This window comes from Microbacterium sp. Se5.02b (assembly GCF_019464375.1).
In the GTDB taxonomy this organism is placed as follows: domain Bacteria; phylum Actinomycetota; class Actinomycetes; order Actinomycetales; family Microbacteriaceae; genus Microbacterium.
Genome location: NZ_CP080491.1, coordinates 3,418,320 through 3,434,872, shown reverse-complemented (window position 1 = coordinate 3,434,872; position 16,553 = coordinate 3,418,320). Strand labels below are relative to the sequence as shown.

Genomic DNA, 16,553 nt, shown 5'->3' with positions numbered 1-16,553 from the left:
GGTCGGTCAGAGGTTCGCGGTGTCCATCAGGACAGCCGAGAGCCCAGCGCGTACACGGGTGCGGCGGTAGTCGGAGGGCGTCATGTCGTACTCGTCGCGGAAGCGTCGGTTGAAGTTCGACAGGTTCGAGTATCCGACGGACTGCGCGATCTGGGCCACGGTGGCGTCGGTGTGCACGAGGAGGCGGCAGGCCTGGGTCAGGCGCAGGCGTTTGACCATGCCGCTGAACGTCTGTCCGCTGGCGTTCTTGAAGTAGCGGGAGAACGCTGACTCCGACATGTTCGCGATGCGCGCCGCGACCGAGAGGCGCGGCTCCGAGTCCAGATTCGCGAAGATGTAGTCCAGAGCCGATGCCACCACGTCGGAGGGGTCGTCACTCATACCGTGATCGACCGGGCGGGAACTCAGCGTGCGGAAGTCGCCCGACGGTGCGCGGCTCAGCGCGGCGAGGAGCGAGAGGAAGTCGGCGATCGCGGCGGCACCCGACTGCGAGCCGATGCTCTCGAGCAGTCGGGCTCCTTCGCGAGCCGTCTCACCGCGGAACTCGATGCCCCGACGCGACCGGGCGAGCAGAGCCGACATGTCGCCCAGTTCCGGCACCACCTCCCGGAGGCGCTCGAACCATGCGGGGTCGAACTGCAGCACCACGTCGCGACCGGGGAGGACGTCCCCCGGTCGCAGGTCGCTGATCCAATCGTGGGGCAGGTTCGATCCGACGAAGAACAGCTGTCCTGCTCCGAACGGGCCGACGGCGTCGCCGATGATGTAGCGTCCCGCGCCGTGTCGGATGAGGTGGATCTCGTACTCGGGATGACGATTCCAGCGGGCGAGAGGGTTCGGATAATCGTGCTCGTGCCAGCGGAACGAGGCACCGGGGTCGCGGGGGATCACCTCACGGAAGGGCGGCGCCTTGAGAGCGTTTCCGGTGAGGGTGTCGAGGCGATCCGGCACGGTAATCCTTTGCATGTGCTCTCCGATCTGCGCACAACGATAGCGCCATATCTGGTGCATTCTGCACTCAAGTTCGTGCTTCATCGGCTAATCACGGCAAGGAAGTACCATCAAGAGGTGTCAGCGTGGCTATCCCGCCTCCGCTTCCCCTTCCTAGACTCGGGCGGCAGACAGCTTCGTCTCCCGATCGAGTCCAAGGAAGAACCCGACCTCATGCCGTATGAATCGCCCAACCGCGCTGCTGTTCTCACCGACGTCGGACGGATGGTCATCGAAGAGCGCACCGTGCCCGAGCTCGCCGCCGACGAGGTTCTGGTCCGGGTCGAGGCCGTCGGCGTGTGCGGCTCCGATGCTCATTACTTCCGACACGGGCGGATCGGTCAGTACGTCGTCGAGGCGCCTCTCGTGCTCGGACATGAGACCGCCGGTGTGGTCGTCGCCCTGGGCGCCGAAGTCACCTCCCACCGCGTCGGCGACCGCGTCGCGATCGAGCCGGGCGTACCCTGCGGGCGTTGCGAGCAGTGCCGTACCGGTCGCTACAACCTCTGCCCCGACGTGATCTTCCATGCGACGCCGCCGGTCGACGGCACCTTGCAGAGTGTGGTCGCGATCCGCGCGGACTACGCCTTCTCGCTCCCCGAGAACGTCTCCACCGAGCAGGGAGCCCTCGTCGAGCCGCTCGCCGTCTCGGTGTGGGCCTGTCGCAAGGCGGCCATCGCACCGGGCGCTCGGGTGCTCGTCACCGGAGCGGGTCCTGTGGGGCTGCTCACGGCCCAGACCGCCCGCGCCTTCGGTGCGAGCCAGGTCACCGTGACCGACATCGATCCCGAGAAGCTCCGCCTCGCAGCCGAGCTCGGCGCGGATGCGACGGTGCCCGCCGGCGAGCTCGCAGACCTGGATGCCGAGTTCGACGTGCACATCGAGTGCTCCGGGAACGGTCGCGCCGCCCGTGACGGCATCGCGCGTCTGGGACGGGCAGGGGTGGCGGTCCTGGTCGGGATGGGCGCCTCCGAGGGCCTCGACATCCCCGCATCTTGGATCCAGGAGAAGGAGCTCGTCATCACCGGCGTCTTCCGGTACGCGAACTGCTTCCCCGTTGCGATCGAGCTGGTAGCGACCGGCCGCGTGCGGGTGGAGCCGCTGATCTCGCACCGCTTCCCCCTCGCGGACAGCGGCGAGGCGATCGACACCGCCGGTCGCGCCGGCGTCTTCAAGACCCTCATCCTGCCGCAACTCTGAACCCGCCCGAAAACACAGAAAGGCACCACCCATGGAACGACGACGTATCCCTGCCATTGCCGTGACAGCCGTGCTCGCGACCGGTCTGGTCGCATGCTCCGCCCCTGCCGATTCCGACGTCGATCCCGACGCCACCGCCGAAGACGTCACGCTCACGCTGAGCACCTGGGCGCACACCGAGCAGACCGGAGTGTGGTTCGACACCATCATCCCCGAGTTCGAGGAAGCGAACCCGGGCATCACGGTCGACATCCAGCAGATCGCCTATGCCGACTACATCTCGACGGTCACGACCCAGGCGGTCGCCGGCGCCGGTCCCGACATCATCCACGTGCCCACGCCTATCAGCAGCCTGCCCGCCTGGGCCGAGGCCGGTTTCCTGGAGCCGCTCGACGACTTCGTCGCCGAGACGGACGTGCCCGCAGAGTGGCCGGAGTCTCAGGGAGCCATGGAGTGGAACGATACGACGTACGGCGTCCTGACGGTCGACTACGGCTACACGCTCTTCTACAACGAAGCGCTGCTCGCCGAGGCGGGCGTCGAGGTGCCGACGACCGATGAGGAGTTGGTGGCCGCGGCGAAAGCGGTCACCGATCTGCCCGGAGACGCATTCGGCTACGCCATCACCGACGACAACACCGCCAACTTCGTCCGCGACGCACTGGTGTTCACCGCTGGGAGGGGGGCCGAGTGGATCGATGACGGCGAGTGGAGCTTCGCCTCGGACGATGTCGTCGAAGCGCTCGACGTCTGGCGCGAACTGGGCACCGAGTACAGCCCGGTCGGCACGAACTTCGCCGCCAAGCGGGAGGCCTTCCTCAACGGCAACAGCGCCATGATGATCGAGGGGCCGTTCTACTACTCGACCGTGCAGGCGACGGCGGACCCCGCGCTCGTCGACTCCCTGAAGATCGCCAAGGCGCCCTTCGAGGTCAACCCCGGCGACATCAGCCACGGCTTCTCCATGGCCTCCGACCTCGACGACGACACCAAGGCTGCGGCCGAGAAGTTCCTCGAGTTCGTCATCTCGAAGGAATCGCTCGAGCAGTACGCGACGATCGTGACAAGCCCGACGGCGCGCCCCGGCTCCGCCGATGCCCTGCTCGAAGACCCGCTCACCGCTCCGATCGTGGAAGCGTGGGAGAACAGCGCACCGATCATCGACACGAGCGCTCAGGGCGTGCGTGCCGACTACGCGAAGTTCGCCGATGTCGTCGGCGCCCAGCTGCACGTGCTGCTGCAGGGCGATGCACCCACCGCCGATGTGCTCGCGGACCTCGACGAGAAGCTGACGAACGCAGGACTCACGCCGTGACCTCCGCCCGTTCCCTGGAACGCGCAGTCCGCGCCGGGTCGCCCACACAGGCGGCCCGGCGTGGCCGCGCGTTCGGACGCAAGGTGGTGGTGCTCGGGTATCTCGCTCCGAGCCTCATCGCCGTCGTCGGCTCCCTCGCCTTCGCCCTGCTGCTGCTCGGTGGCATCAGCCTGCGAGACATCAAACTCGGCAAGCTCGGAGCGATCTTCGAAGCACCGCTGAGTCTGGTCAACTACGGCGAAGTCCTCAGCGACCCTGACACTTGGCGCAGCTTCGGCGTCGCCATCGTCTATGTGATCGGCTCGACGCTGCTTCCGTTCATCGCCGGTCTCTTCACCGCGCTGCTGCTCAATCAGAGGATGCCGGGGCAGCGCGTGATGCGCACTCTCGCGCTGGTTCCGTGGGCCGTGCCCGGCATCACGGCGACGATCGCGTTCGTCTGGATGATGCAGCCCACCTACGGCGTGTTCAATTACATGCTGCGTACCCTCGGCCTCATCGACACCGACGTCAACTGGTTCGGGGACCCTGCTCTCGCGCTCCTCGCGGTGATCCTCCCGACCAGCTGGAAGGCGATCCCGTACTTCACGCTCATGCTCCTCGCCGGGCTCCAGTCCATCCCGCGCGAGCAGTACGAGGCTGCACAGGTCGATGGCGCCGGCTGGTGGGCGCGACTTCGCTGGGTGACGCTGCCCGGCCTGGCACCGTTCATCCTCGTCGCCACGATCTTCAGTGCGATGCACTCGTTCCGTGACTTCGATTTCATCTACGGCTCCACGCAGGGCGGACCCGACGGGGCGACCGAGACGGTCGCCGTCCGTGTCTTCAACCTGGCGTTCGAGGACTTCGACATGGGTAACGCCGCGACGCTCGGTGTCGTGACCTTCGTCCTGGTCGGCGTCCTCGTCGCGGTGCTGCTCAAGCGCAACAGCAAGGGCGCTCTGGAGGGATTCCTGTGACCACCACCACTCTCGACTCGACAGCCATCGGACGACCGGTGGGTCGTCGTCGCCGATGGATCAACTGGCCGTTCATCGCCATGATCGTGCTCATCGTCTTCATGTTCTTCCCGATCTACTGGATGTTCGTGACGGCGATCCTGCCGACGTCGGAGGTGCTCTCCCGCAACCCCGCGCTCATCCCCATCGGCAAGCCGTTCACCTTCGACGCGTTCGTGCAGCTGTTCGCCGAATCGGCCATCCTGAAGTGGCTGGTGCAGTCGGGGATCGTCACGATCGGCGCCGCCCTGCTCAGCACGCTGGTCTCGGTCACGGCGGCGTACGCCATGTCGCGGTTCGTGGTCCCGGGGCAGAAGTTCGTCGCATACTCCTTCCTCATGGGGCGCGTGCTCCCCGGTACGCTCCTCGCGCTGCCGTTCTTCGTGCTGTTCCAGACCTTCGGGATGCTCGACACCTCGATGGCGGTGATCCTCACCAACACCGCGGCGATCACACCCCTGACGGCGCTCACACTGAAGGGATACTTCGACGGCATTCCGCGCGACATCGACGAGGCGGCGATGGTCGACGGGTGCACTCGATGGGGCATCCTCTGGCGGATGATCCTCCCTGTCTCGGTCCCCGGTCTGGCCGCCTGCTTCGGACTTGCCGCGACCTCGGCGTGGACCGACCTGCTGTTCGCGAGGACGCTTCTGCTCTCACGCGACAACTGGACGATCCCCCAGGGCATCGCGTCGATGATCGGCGACGTGGAGATCAACTGGAGCGAGCTGATGGCCGCGGGCCTCATCTCGATCCTTCCGGTCATGGTCGTTTACTGGTTCCTCCAGCCGTATCTCGTCAGCGGGATGACGGCCGGCGCATCGAAGGGTTGAAGAAGATGTCCGAGAAGATCACAGAGTCCGCACGGGAGATACCGGTCATCGCCGAGGTCGACGTGCTCGTCATCGGCGGTGGTCCGGCCGGCGTCGCCGCGGCCGTGGGCGCCGCACGCGCCGGGGCCCGCACGCTCGTGCTCGAACGGCACGGATTCCTCGGTGGCATGTGGACCGCCGGGATGGTGCTCACGCTCGCCGGATTCAACTCCTGGCTGCGCCCGTACTCGCGCTGCGTCGCGGGCATCGGCGGCGAGTGGGTGGAGCGCGCCGAGCAGCAGGACGGCGCGCGCTTCGACAACGGCTTCGTGATCAACACGGAGCCCGAGGTCATGAAACGCGTCGCCGACGAGCTGCTGCAGGAGTCGGGCGTCGAGATGCTGTTCCATACGTGGGGCGCGACGCCGATCATGGAGGGCCCCCGCGTGGTGGGCGCGTTCGTCGAGAACAAGGACGGTCGCGGAGCGGTTCTCGCCGGTGTCACGATCGACTGCACCGGAGACGGAGACTTCATCGAGCGCAGCGGCGCGGAGTGGACGAAGTCCGACAGCCTGCAACCCATGACGATGTCGTTCCGTCTATCCGGTGCGGAACCCGACCCCACCGTGCGTCACGACGTGCCGACGCTCCTGCCGATCGGGCCGGAGGCCGGCGTGTTGCGGGATCCGATCCTCACCGAGTACTCCAGTTCGCGTCTGGACATCGTCGTCGACAGCGCGGCGATGGCCAGGGCGGCGGAGCGGGGCGAGCTGCCCCGATACGGCGGTCCCTGGTTCGGCGGGCTGGACCGCGATCTCGTCTGGGTGAACTCGACACGCATCGTGGGCGACGCCTCGGTCGCTGCCGAACTCAGCCGTGCCGAGATCGAGGGACGACAGGACACGCGCCGTATCGTCGACTACTTCACCTCCTCGGTACCGGCGTTCGAGAACGCGAAGCTGATCCAGACGAGTACTCAGATCGGGGTGCGCGAGACGCGGCGCCTGGTCGGAGAGGTCGTCATGACGGGAGACGACGTCCGTGCGGCGAGACGCTTCGAAGACAGCATCGCCGTCGGATGCTGGCCGATCGACGTGCACCCGACCGAGAAGCAGGTCGGGACGCACTCGATGTTCGTTCCCGAGCCGTTCGACATCTCCTACCGGGTGATGGTGCCCCGCGAGATCGATGGCCTGCTCGCGGCCGGTCGGTGCGTGTCGGTCGACCGTGATGCGCTCGGATCCATGCGCGTCGGCGCGACCTGCGCGGCCATCGGTCATGGTGCCGGGGTCGCGGCGGCGGTCGCCATCGCTTCGAAGGTGCAGCCCAGAGCGGTCGATATCGCACGCGTACAGGCGGTGCTGCGGGGGCAGGGAGCGATCGTGGACGTCGACGATGTCAGCTGACTCCCGTCGTCCCCATGTCGTCGTCGTGCTGTTCGACGACATGGGCTACTCCGATCTCGGCTGCTACGGATCGTCGATCCGCACACCGCACATCGATCGACTCGCGGCGGAAGGACTCCGCTACACCGGCTTCGACGTCACGCCGCTGTGCTCGCCCACCCGCGCCGCGCTGTTGACGGGTCGCAATCCGCACGCAGTCGGCATGGGCACGATCGTGCAGTTCGCCTCGGGCGATCCGGGATACACGGGATCGATACCGTCGTCGGCTGCGATGCTCCCGCTGCTGCTGAAGGACGCAGGGTACGCATCGGGACTGTTCGGGAAGTGGCATCTGAGTCCGAACGCGGCATCCGGCCCCGGCGGACCCTATGACGAATGGCCGCTGGCGAGAGGGTTCGATCGGTTCTTCGGCTTCCTCGCGGGTCGCGTGCACCAGTTCCGCCCCGAGCTCGTGCAGGACAACTCGTTCGTCGACCTGGCAGCGTATGGTGGTCGGCACATCTCGGAGATCATCGTCGACGAGGCCGTGCGATGGATCACGGATCACCGGTACGCGCGTCCGGACGACCCGTCATTCGCGATGCTCTCCTTCGGGGCGGTGCACTCCCCACACCACGCTCCGCGGGAGTATCTCGACAGATATCGCGGTGCGTTCGCCCACGGATGGGAGGAGGAGCGCCGCCGTCGTTTCGAGCGGCAGCGTGAGCTCGGTGTGATCCCGGTCGACACCGTGCTTCCCGAGGCGGATCCGGCGATCCCGGTGTGGGAGTCGTTGACCGCCGAAGAGCGAGACGTCGCAGAACGGCTGATGGAAGCGTACGCCGCCCATCTCGAACACGCCGATGCCGAACTCGGGCGGCTGCTGGATGCGATCGCGGCCGCCGACCCCGAAGGCGAGACACTCGTCGTCGTGCTGTCGGACAACGGAGCGACGAATGCCGGCGGGCCGTTGGGCGCCCTGAGCGAGGAGGCGGTGCTCAACGATGCTCCGGAAGGCGCGGTCGAGGTGGATCTCGCCGCGATCGGCACCGGCCGCTACTACAACCAGTACCCGGCCGGGTGGGGGCAGGCGTCGAACACCCCTTTCCGACGGTACAAGCACACGGTGCACGCCGGAGGCACGCGTTCGCCGCTCATCATCTCCGGTGCTCCGGTGTCCCGTCGCGGGATGCATGATGACACCCGGTCGTTCGTGACGGACCTGGTGCCGACCGTTCTCGAGCTCGCCGGCGTGGAGCCGCCTTCGACGGTGCGGGGCATCGAACAGATGCCGCTGCACGGACGCTCGCTGGTCCCGACGTTCACCGCGACGGATGCCCTCGGTGAGCGCGCACCGCAGTACTTCGAGGTCGCCGGGCACCGCGCCTTGCTCGCCGACGGCTGGAAAGCGGTCACGTTCCACCGCCAGGGCGACGACTTCGCGGATGATCGGTGGGAGCTCTATCACCTCGACGCCGACCCCGCAGAGACGACCGACCTGAGTGCCCGACATCCACAGCGGCTGGTGAAGCTCATCGAGCTGTGGAACGAACAGGCCGCTGCGAACCAGGTGTTCCCGCTCGGCAACCGGGGAAAGTCGCAGCTGTTCGCGGAACACCCCGATCGCACCCGCTGGATCTTGGTGCCCGGTATGACCCCGGTGCCGCAGGCCGCCGCGCCCGCGATCTCCGGGCACGACTTCTCGGTCGAGGTCGATCTCTCGCCCGTCGGCGGCGCGGATGAGGGAGTGCTGCTGGCGATGGGCGACAGGTTCGGCGGAGTGAGTCTGTATGTGCGGGACGGTCGATTGACGTTCGCGGTGAACGCGCTGGAGGCCGTCACCGCCGTCTCGCTCGCGCGCGGCGAACACGTCGGTGCGCGGAAGGTGCAGGCGACCCTCGTCCTGACGGAGGGTCGCTCGGCGACGATCCGGGTCGGGACGGACGTGACGAGCACCCCGGCGGACGCCGACGTCTCCTGGGTGCCGCAACTGCGGTTCTTCATGGGCTCAGCGCAGTGCGGACGCGATCAGGATGCCTCGGTCGTCCGCGACTACGACGGCCGGTTCCCCTATACGGGGCGGATTCTGCGAGCGACGGTCGAGATCCACCCGCGACCTCGGAGTGGAGAGCAATCCGAAGCCCTGCTTCGCGAGCTCATGGACGGGTGACACGCTCTCTGCTCCTGTCCGGACGGTGGTGTCGTACCGGATCGCCCGGCGAGTCCCGGCGCGCCGATCCGTTCCTGCAGGGGACGGACTTCGCTCTCGACCCTCAGTCCTCCCGCGGTGCGAGGTGCCTGGCGAAGAACCGGGCAGCATCCTCTCCTGCCTGCGGGGGTACGCCGCGGTGCCCGCCGAGGCTCGCATAGAGCGTCTTCTCGGTCGACGCGAACGCATCGAACAGGTCGAGCGCCAGCTGCCGGTCGTTGCCCTCGTCGTCCCACTGGAGGAGGACGTGCAGCGGGATCGTGATGGTCCTGGCTTCGTCGAACGTCGTCCGCGGAACATAGCTGCCCGCGAACAGGCCCGCCGCGGCGATGCGATGGTCGACGGCGGCAAGTCGCACGCCCACGGCGATGGGACCACCGGAGTAGCCGATCGGCCCGCCGATGTCGGGGAGTCCGAGCAGGGCGTCGAGCGCGCGCTGCCATTCCGGCACGGCCTGCTCGACGAGGGGCAGGACCAGTCGTTCGACGATGTCGCCGAGCGGAGACCCCGACCGCAGCGCCTGATGCAGGTCGGCCCGCGCCCGATCCATCTCCGGATCTCGGGGGCGCTCGCCGCCTCCGGGGAGTTCGATGGTCGCGGTCGCGAATCCGAGTTCCGCCGAGGCGAGGGCACGCGCCGACAGGCGCGGATGCATGCCCTCCAGTCCACCGGGATGCCCCATCAGGATCAGCGGGGCGGGAGTGGATGACGGCGTCCACAGAATGCCGGGTATGTCGCCGAGAGTGAAATGACGTTCGACGACGCCGTGGGCGAGGAGGTGTGGGGAGGTGAAGTGCATGATCGCACCTTTCGGGAGCTGTTCTGAGGCGCTCCCGGACGACCTATCGTCCGACCGTGACCCCGGAGGGGAGCACCCACGTCGATTCGTTCACCGGTGCACCTCCTTCGTTCTCGCACGGACCCGGCAATGCTACCCGACGGCATCGCCTCGGACCGCTCAGCCGCCTGACGGGTTCTCGAGCGGCTTCCCGTCCTCGTCGGTGGTCTCCTCCTCGAGCACCTGGTCGGTGTCGGGGGTGTCGTCCGGGGATCCGCCGGAAGCCGTATCGGCCTCCTCGTCGGGACCGGGCGTGCCGTGGGTGTTCTGCGGGTCGCTCATCGTCTCTCCTTCGTTCGGTTCCGCGACCGTACGCCTGCGTGGTCGCCACCGTCAGGGGGTTGACGGCAGCCCGGCGTCCGCCATCCTCCCTAAGCTACGGACATGAGCGAAGACACGGGCCGCGCGGTGATCGCGGATCTCTGCCGGATCCCCAACCCGGATGCGATCGATCGGACGACCTTCGTCGAGCTCGGCGGCGTCGAGCAGTTCGTCTCGATCCGCGGTCGGAGCACGGCGAACCCCGTGCTCATCGTCTGCCACGGCGGGCCGGCCCTTCCGTCGCTGCCCTCGTCGTGGATCTGGCAGAGAGGCGTCGAAGACTACTTCACGGTCGTCAACTACGACCAGCGCGCGAGCGGCAGGTCCGCCGGGAGTGCGACCGAAGGGATGGATCTGCGCGTCGACCGCTACGTCGACGATCTTGTCGAGCTGATCGCCTGGCTCCAGGGGGAGCTGGGCGTGCAGAAGGTCGGGGTGCTCGGGCACAGCTGGGGAACCATCATCGGCCTCACGCTCGCGCAACGGAGACCCGACCTGCTCTGGGCGTACATCGGTGTCGGTCAGGTCATCTCCGGGCCCGACAACGAGGTGGAGAGCTTCGGGTTCGCGATGCGGAGCGCGATCGCCGACCAGAACGAGCAGGCCGTCGCCGAACTCACCGCCCTCGGGGAGTATCCCGGGAGCGAGCCGCTGACGCCCGAGCGGATCGTCACCTGCCGCCGCTGGGCGCAGCACTACGGCGCACTGTCGGCGTACCGATCCGACGCCGCGTATTTCATGGAGTCGCAGGAACTCTCGCCGTACTACACCGACGACGAACTGGAGTTGATCGGCGTGGGGCAGCAGGTGACGATGCCCGGCGTCCTTCCCGCGGTGCTCGGCTTCGACGCACGCGATCAGCTCACGTTCGAGGTGCCGATGCTGCAGTTCCTGGGCCGCCACGACTGGACGACACCGACGCCTCCCGTCGCACGCTGGATCGAGCGGGTGGAGGCGCCGGCGAAGCACGTCGTCTGGTTCGAGAACTCGGCGCACCTCTGCATGCACGAGGAACCCGGCAGGTTCGTGGTGAGCCTGGTGGCCCTCGCACTCCCGCACGCGGTCGCGGGGTGAATCGCACGGGCTATACATTCTCACCCGCGGGACGAGGGTGCCGGAGAAGGAGAGTGGAAAGGCGTTTCAGCAAGCACAGGACCTACTCCTTGAGGCTGGCGTTGTCCTCGCGTTCATCCCCGAGATGCCGGGTACGCAGATCAGTTGGTGTCCCGTTGGATCAACGGGACACCAACGGTCGCCGTGACGAGCCGATATGGGTCACCTGACAGTCCCTGGTCACCATCCTTCATCAACTCGCACGCGTTCTTCTGCATCCGAAGAGGAGCACCTTTGTTGATGACGGGCATAAGGCAGACGATGATGCACCTGGATGCTGCTCATCGGCAACGGCCTCGGCTACATCCTGGTGGGCGGGGCACTGTCTGGTGCGCTCGAAGCCCTGCGCGCTCGAAACGCGACGGCCGCGGACGTACTCGGATGCCCGATCGTGGACATCGGGGGAGCCGTGACCGCCGACGACATGCGCCAGGCCGTCGCCTGGCTTGCAGAAGGCGTCGCCTCGCCCAAGAATCACGAGAACGAGCAGCAGAACGTCACCGACGTCCTCTACACGGCCGACGAGATGACGTCTGTGGGTTGGTAGCAGTGGTCTTGGCCAGACTGTCACTCGTGCTCATGGGGGCCGTGTTTCTGCTCGCACAGCTCCCGGGCTGGAGCGACATCGGGTGGTTCTTGTGAACGACGAAATTACCGCGCCCACGCGGTGGGACTGACATTGCCCTGAGGAGGCCCGAATACTCTGGGCGGGTGCGTCGGCAGCGACGCATCCACCCAGCCCCGACTGTCGGCGGCCCACGGTGCCAAGCGCCCGGAGAGGCAAACATATCGGATCAGAATGAAACCCAGGTCGATTCCGACAGAATCGCTGAGCACACGGCCAAGGAGATCGCTCGGTCTCACGACGCAATTCGTTGATTCGGCGTCTTTCCCCAAGTCTCTCGTTGTATTCCAGTATGCACTGAGTATTCAGTCGAGGGTGATTGGCCCGTCATTGTGGCTGTAATGAAATCAGGCGCGGCAGGCGCCTGCGGCTGTCCTCCATTTGGGGGACAGCCACAAATCGGGCTGCTGATCCATGCTTGGTCCCAAGAGCCGCATCCCAACGCGTAGGTCGGTGGTGGAATAGCCCCGGTGCCATGTCCAATAAATGGGCCGACACGCGCATCGAAGCAGGCGTTCCCACGGTGGCTGCGGCAACACAATCACCCAATGAAAGAGGTCAGACATGCATGGACGCATATCGCCACGAAATCGGAGGTGGCGCGCAATCGCACCTCACCGCCTCGGAAGTAGACCAGGATCAGTACGACTGGTTCGTGCAGAACGGGGTAGCTCCTGAGACCGCACGCGAACTCATCGCCGAGTACAACAGCGGCGGGGAGATCGACTCCATGTCTGGTGCGAAACCCGTCGAGGTCCACACCTCGGAGATCCACGGATGGAACGTCACGCGCGCAGAATTTGCAGACGGCTCGATATCCGTATCCAAGGTGCAGATGCCCGGAGCGGAGGAGAGCGAGACCACCGGGATCTCTGTGAGAAGCGTAGGGTCCTGCGGCTCGACGTCCTCGGGCTCAGGGTGGGCGTCATATTACGACTGCGCCGTGGTCGGTTCAAATGGCGCTTGGCTGAGCATGGAATTCCGGGCAAGTTACACGCGAACCAACGCGAACACGGCAACGATTCACTCGGTCAGTTCCCCGTACGTACACGCGGTTGGTGGTACCGCCGACACTCCGTCTCTGAGCATCGTCACAGCGACCGGTACGACGGCCCACGCGAAGGCGACCACACAGTTCAACGGTGCGTACCCGATCGGCAGCAAGACGTGCACGCTGAACCTCTGGGTCACCGGCGCCTCGGCGACCACAACCCAGAACTACTAAGGAAAGGGACCAAAGAGATGATTGCGAAGGGAAAATCCCGAATCTGTGGAGCGCTCTGTGTGGCGTTCGTGATGGCGCTCGGCACACCTCAGCTTGCAGGGGCAACCGAATCTCCCTATGACACCCCCGACGTGCGAGCGTTCTTCACGGAGTACGGGGTGGACGCCGATACGCAAGACGCACTCATCGCGTCGATGGAGTCAGGCAGCATGATCGACGCGCTGAAGGCGGGCGAGGAGCCCGTGTCTTCGACGACACAGATCCGAGACGGATTCGAAGAGACAGTACTCAAGTATGCCGACGGGTCGGTCGGTGTGACCGCACTGGAGATCCCGCAACCGGCGCCGACTACGGACCTGTCGGCTCGCACAATTTCCGGATGCACCGTCTACTCGGGGGCTGGTTGGGCCTCCTCGAGCAACTGCAAGGTCAGCCACTCCGCGGCTTATGCGACTCTGAGCTTCTACGCGAACTATCAGCAGACAGCGAGCGGCGGATCCATCTCGAACCTCCGCGACGAAGATATCAGTGCCACATTTGGGTCAGTGTCGAATAAGTCGCTCACGCTGATTCGAGCGAACTCCACCTCATCTCAGCCTGCCGTAGCCACCCTGCACGGCTATTGGAGTTCCGGCAGTCTTGCTGAGGACCTTTACTTGTCGTTGCGCGTCAACGCGGGTGGCGGCTGGACCACTACGTACTAAACCAGCGTGTGTGTGCCCAGTAGTCTGACGGTTGATCACTGGGCACACACGAAGAAGGGTAGCCGTGGAAGTTCAACGAAAAGGCCAATACGACCGTAACGCCTTCGCCAGCTGCATCTTCGCGATTGCGGCGGTGCTGGCAAGTGGGCTCTGGCTGTTGGGAACGGCGCTGGCGTGCGCGGCGATTGCGTTTGCGCTCGTGTCGAGGAAGGTGACCAGGGCGGACGGCAACTTGCGTGGAGCGGGCTTCGCGCTCGCTGGCTTCCTCGTGGGGGGTGCAGTGCTCCTGTTCGCGACCGTTGGCCCGTCGTTGCTTTCGCTGCTTCTTTTCGCCATCGCACCGCCGCCCCAGTAGCCCTCCGTGCGCAAACCACTGCAGCTCGGTCAGCCGACCGCGTAGGGTCGCCGCGAATTGTTCGGTTTCGTGAAGTGCGGTGGGGTCGCTACCGCGCGCGTGGAGTTGCGCTTGGAGGTGTGCGAGGCGCCGTTCGACTTCCGATGTGGTGTGTTGCTGTCGCCGTAGGTGGTCGTTGCTACGTGCGAGCATGTTCCGTGCGCTCTCGAGTTCCTGTCGGCTTCGTGACGAGTTGTTCGATGTCTGGCACCCTTCGGAAGGGGTGAAACACGCGCCAGGGAGCGTCGCCGGACGCGGAAGCGGCAGATGCTTCAGTCGAAGAAGTCGGCGGGCGCGATGTCGGAGATCGCGGCGGCGAGCGCGTCTGCGGAGAGCGGTTCGTCGGCTTGCAGCCACCAGGTCAGCACGCCCATCAGCCCATGGGCCATGTAGCGCGCGGTGACCTCCGGGTCGCCGTGGACGTGTCGGCGGGTGCGCAGGGTCGTGAGGGCCTGATCGGCGAAGACCTCGATCATCGCGGTGGCGAACTGGTCGCTGGAAGACAGCAGCGTCCGGTAGACGTCGCGTCGGCGTTCGATGAAGCGCGTGAGGTCCGAGACCAGGCGTGAGTTGACCTCGCGCTTGGAGCGGCCGTCGACCACGGCCGCTCGGGCCAGGACCACGAGCGCATCGCTGAACTCGCTCAGGGCGGTGATGGCCAGGTCCCCGGTTCCGCGGAAGTGCGTGTAGAAGGCGGAGCGTGTGACGCCGGCGCGCTCGACCACGGCGGTGACGGTGATCGGGTGCTCCTGCTGCTCGAGCAGGGCGAGGTAAGCGGAGGTGAGCTTGGCGCGGGTGCGCAGCACGCGCGGGTCGTCGTTGTCGACGCGCTGCGACCGGAGCTGGTCCTGCATGCTCATCCGAGCTCCCTCCTCGCACACCCACTCTAGAGAATGCACACAGGGCCCCGCGCTCACAGCGCGGGACCCGATGTGGTCGCTCGAGGTCAGGCCGGTCGGTAGCCGGGGCGCAGCGACGGGGGGATCACGCCCTCGGGAATGGGGCGGTCGTAGGGAGTCTCGGCGATGATCGCGTCGAACTCGCTCTTCGCGGCGTGCAGCAGGGCGGGGTCGGTCAGCAGGTCGAACGCCGTGGCCGCCATCGCCGTCGCGCCGTGGATCATGCCCTTGTGCGCCGCCGGGCTCTTCCCCTGCGCGACCATCTGCCACGAGTGCGGCGGTGTGCCCAGTGCCGCGGTCCCCGCCATGATCTGCACGGTCGGGGTCACCCAGCTCACATCGCCCACGTCGGTGGATCCGGTCATCTGCCCTCGCCGGTTCGGGTCGGCGAGCGGGAACACGCCGTCGAAGTAGGGTGGCGTGTCCGGTGCGAGACCGCGGAGCCGCCGGGCGTTGCGCTCAGCGCCCTCGGGAAGACCCTCCGCGATGCGGCGCCCGTACTCCTGGTCGGCGTCGTCGAACGGGACCCCGCCGAGCTCGACCACGTTCGCGTACAGCCTCTCCTCGAGCGTGCGATTGGGCAGCAGCTCTGCGCAGGCGCCGTCGAACTCGATCTCCAGCTCGGTCTCGGTCATGAGCGCGGCACCCTGAGCGACCTTCACCACGCGCTCGTACAGGGCGCGCATCCGGGCGACCGTGGGGGAGCGGACGATGTAATACAGCTCGGCGGTCGGCTGGACCACGTTGGCGGACGGTCCACCCGCGTCGGTGAACGCATAGTGGATGCGCTCGGAGTCGTCGATGTGCTCGCGCAGGAAGTTGACCCCGACGTTCATGAGCTCTGCGGCGTCGAGCGCACTGCGACCGAACTGGGGCGCGGCCCCCGCGTGCGAGGGGATGCCACGGAACCGGAAATACGCCTGCGTGTACGCCAGCGACTTCCACTGATCCGCCGACATGCTGTCGCCCGGGTGGTTGGTGACGGCGGCGTCCACGTCGTCGAACGCGCCGGCGGCGACCATGAAGGTCTTGCCGGCCGCGCCCTCTTCTGCGGGGCATCCGTAGTAGCGCACGGTGCCGGGCAGGCCGGACTCGGCGAGCTGTCTGGCTGTCGCGACCGCAGCCAGCAGGGATCCTGCGCCGAGGAGGTTGTGCCCGCAGCCGTGTCCCGCGTCGGTGCCGCTCGCGGTGTCGGGCGCGCGCACCGCAGAGCCCGCCTCCTGGCTGAGCGATGCCAGAGCGTCGTACTCGCCGAGGAAGCCGATCACGGGCGCCCCCGAGCCCCACTCGGCGGAGAATGCGGTGGGAACGCCGCCCGCCTCGCGGGTGATCCGCGCGCCGAACTCCTCGGCGGCCTCGATCTGCTTCTGCATGGACCGGTGCTCTTCCCAACGGAGCTCCGGGTGGTCCCAGATCTCGTCGCTCAGCCGCGTGAACCTCGGGGCGAGCTCGTCCACGATGGGCTTCACGGCCGACACCGATGTCGTCGTCTCTGCGCTCGTCATCTTCTGTTCCTCTCGTT

At 66.6% G+C, this 16,553-nt stretch carries 16 protein-coding genes; 11 read left to right on the top strand and 5 right to left on the bottom strand.

Annotation, left to right across the window (positions count from 1 at the left end):
- Nucleotides 1-6 precede the first annotated feature (6 nt).
- Nucleotides 7-951 carry an AraC family transcriptional regulator gene (locus tag K1X59_RS17205; protein WP_202045334.1) on the bottom strand — a complete coding sequence of 315 codons (945 nt, stop codon included), beginning with the start codon at nucleotides 949-951 and terminating at the stop codon, nucleotides 7-9.
- Between the two features lie 213 nt (nucleotides 952-1,164).
- On the opposite strand from K1X59_RS17205, the gene K1X59_RS17200 reads away from it, so the two are divergent.
- The 6 genes from K1X59_RS17200 to K1X59_RS17175 are packed head-to-tail and all read left to right on the top strand — an operon-like array spanning nucleotide 1,165 to nucleotide 8,873.
- Nucleotides 1,165-2,190: an NAD(P)-dependent alcohol dehydrogenase gene (locus tag K1X59_RS17200; RefSeq protein ID WP_183150941.1), complete on the top strand. Its 1,026-nt coding sequence runs from the start codon at nucleotides 1,165-1,167 to the stop codon at nucleotides 2,188-2,190.
- A 31-nt stretch (nucleotides 2,191-2,221) separates the two neighbouring features.
- Nucleotides 2,222-3,505 (top strand): ABC transporter substrate-binding protein, encoded by a 1,284-nt coding sequence (locus tag K1X59_RS17195; RefSeq protein WP_183150940.1) that lies wholly within the window; start codon nucleotides 2,222-2,224, stop codon nucleotides 3,503-3,505.
- Nucleotides 3,502-4,464 carry a carbohydrate ABC transporter permease gene (locus K1X59_RS17190; protein ID WP_220173618.1) on the top strand — a complete coding sequence of 321 codons (963 nt, stop codon included), beginning with the start codon at nucleotides 3,502-3,504 and terminating at the stop codon, nucleotides 4,462-4,464. Before K1X59_RS17195 ends, K1X59_RS17190 begins: the two co-directional genes overlap by 4 nt.
- Nucleotides 4,461-5,339, top strand: a complete 879-nt coding sequence (locus tag K1X59_RS17185) for a carbohydrate ABC transporter permease (protein WP_183150938.1) — start codon at nucleotides 4,461-4,463, stop codon at nucleotides 5,337-5,339. Before K1X59_RS17190 ends, K1X59_RS17185 begins: the two co-directional genes overlap by 4 nt.
- A 5-nt stretch (nucleotides 5,340-5,344) precedes the next feature.
- Nucleotides 5,345-6,724 (top strand): FAD-dependent oxidoreductase, encoded by a 1,380-nt coding sequence (locus tag K1X59_RS17180; RefSeq protein WP_220173617.1) that lies wholly within the window; start codon nucleotides 5,345-5,347, stop codon nucleotides 6,722-6,724.
- Nucleotides 6,714-8,873, top strand: a complete 2,160-nt coding sequence (locus K1X59_RS17175) for an arylsulfatase (RefSeq protein ID WP_183150936.1) — start codon at nucleotides 6,714-6,716, stop codon at nucleotides 8,871-8,873. The genes K1X59_RS17180 and K1X59_RS17175 overlap by 11 nt, the downstream gene beginning before the upstream one ends.
- A gap of 103 nt (nucleotides 8,874-8,976) precedes the next feature.
- On the opposite strand, the gene K1X59_RS17170 is transcribed toward K1X59_RS17175, so the two are convergent.
- Complete coding sequence (locus tag K1X59_RS17170; protein WP_220173616.1) at nucleotides 8,977-9,711, bottom strand: dienelactone hydrolase family protein; 735 nt, start codon at nucleotides 9,709-9,711, stop codon at nucleotides 8,977-8,979.
- A gap of 159 nt (nucleotides 9,712-9,870) precedes the next feature.
- Nucleotides 9,871-10,032 (bottom strand): hypothetical protein, encoded by a 162-nt coding sequence (locus K1X59_RS17165; protein WP_183150935.1) that lies wholly within the window; start codon nucleotides 10,030-10,032, stop codon nucleotides 9,871-9,873.
- A gap of 102 nt (nucleotides 10,033-10,134) precedes the next feature.
- On the opposite strand from K1X59_RS17165, the gene K1X59_RS17160 reads away from it, so the two are divergent.
- The 5 genes from K1X59_RS17160 (at nucleotide 10,135) to K1X59_RS17140 (ending at nucleotide 14,093) form a co-directional block, all read left to right on the top strand.
- Nucleotides 10,135-11,145, top strand: coding sequence for an alpha/beta fold hydrolase (locus K1X59_RS17160; RefSeq protein ID WP_183150934.1), 1,011 nt, complete (start codon nucleotides 10,135-10,137; stop codon nucleotides 11,143-11,145).
- Between the two features lie 313 nt (nucleotides 11,146-11,458).
- The gene (locus K1X59_RS17155; RefSeq protein ID WP_183150933.1) at nucleotides 11,459-11,731 is read left to right on the top strand and encodes a hypothetical protein; all 273 of its coding nucleotides are present in this window, start codon (nucleotides 11,459-11,461) and stop codon (nucleotides 11,729-11,731) included.
- A 553-nt stretch (nucleotides 11,732-12,284) separates the two neighbouring features.
- Complete coding sequence (locus K1X59_RS17150) at nucleotides 12,285-13,034, top strand: DUF5626 family protein (RefSeq protein ID WP_183150932.1); 750 nt, start codon at nucleotides 12,285-12,287, stop codon at nucleotides 13,032-13,034.
- A 59-nt stretch (nucleotides 13,035-13,093) separates the two neighbouring features.
- Nucleotides 13,094-13,738 (top strand): hypothetical protein, encoded by a 645-nt coding sequence (locus K1X59_RS17145; protein ID WP_210274194.1) that lies wholly within the window; start codon nucleotides 13,094-13,096, stop codon nucleotides 13,736-13,738.
- A 64-nt stretch (nucleotides 13,739-13,802) separates the two neighbouring features.
- Nucleotides 13,803-14,093, top strand: a complete 291-nt coding sequence (locus K1X59_RS17140) for a hypothetical protein (protein WP_183150930.1) — start codon at nucleotides 13,803-13,805, stop codon at nucleotides 14,091-14,093.
- Nucleotides 14,094-14,404: 311 nt separating this feature from the next.
- Here the strand turns inward: K1X59_RS17140 and K1X59_RS17135 are convergent, their stop codons facing one another.
- Nucleotides 14,405-14,992, bottom strand: a complete 588-nt coding sequence (locus tag K1X59_RS17135; RefSeq protein ID WP_183150929.1) for a TetR/AcrR family transcriptional regulator — start codon at nucleotides 14,990-14,992, stop codon at nucleotides 14,405-14,407.
- Nucleotides 14,993-15,078: 86 nt separating this feature from the next.
- On the bottom strand, nucleotides 15,079-16,536 hold the full coding sequence (locus K1X59_RS17130; RefSeq protein WP_220173615.1) for an amidohydrolase: 1,458 nt from the start codon (nucleotides 16,534-16,536) through the stop codon (nucleotides 15,079-15,081).
- Between the last annotated feature and the right edge of the window lie 17 nt (nucleotides 16,537-16,553).

Excerpts from the sequence above, each read along its gene's own strand:
- K1X59_RS17200 (WP_183150941.1), top strand. The coding sequence starts at position 1,165 with ATGCCGTATGAATCGCCCAACCGCGCTGCTGTTCTCACCGACGTCGGA.
- K1X59_RS17170 (WP_220173616.1), bottom strand. The coding sequence starts at position 9,711 with ATGCACTTCACCTCCCCACACCTCCTCGCCCACGGCGTCGTCGAACGT.
- K1X59_RS17195 (WP_183150940.1), top strand. The coding sequence starts at position 2,222 with ATGGAACGACGACGTATCCCTGCCATTGCCGTGACAGCCGTGCTCGCG.
- K1X59_RS17165 (WP_183150935.1), bottom strand. The coding sequence starts at position 10,032 with ATGAGCGACCCGCAGAACACCCACGGCACGCCCGGTCCCGACGAGGAG.
- K1X59_RS17150 (WP_183150932.1), top strand. The coding sequence starts at position 12,285 with ATGTCCAATAAATGGGCCGACACGCGCATCGAAGCAGGCGTTCCCACG.
- K1X59_RS17180 (WP_220173617.1), top strand. The coding sequence starts at position 5,345 with ATGTCCGAGAAGATCACAGAGTCCGCACGGGAGATACCGGTCATCGCC.
- K1X59_RS17130 (WP_220173615.1), bottom strand. The coding sequence starts at position 16,536 with ATGACGAGCGCAGAGACGACGACATCGGTGTCGGCCGTGAAGCCCATC.
- K1X59_RS17160 (WP_183150934.1), top strand. The coding sequence starts at position 10,135 with ATGAGCGAAGACACGGGCCGCGCGGTGATCGCGGATCTCTGCCGGATC.
- K1X59_RS17135 (WP_183150929.1), bottom strand. The coding sequence starts at position 14,992 with ATGAGCATGCAGGACCAGCTCCGGTCGCAGCGCGTCGACAACGACGAC.
- K1X59_RS17155 (WP_183150933.1), top strand. The coding sequence starts at position 11,459 with ATGCTGCTCATCGGCAACGGCCTCGGCTACATCCTGGTGGGCGGGGCA.
- K1X59_RS17175 (WP_183150936.1), top strand. The coding sequence starts at position 6,714 with ATGTCAGCTGACTCCCGTCGTCCCCATGTCGTCGTCGTGCTGTTCGAC.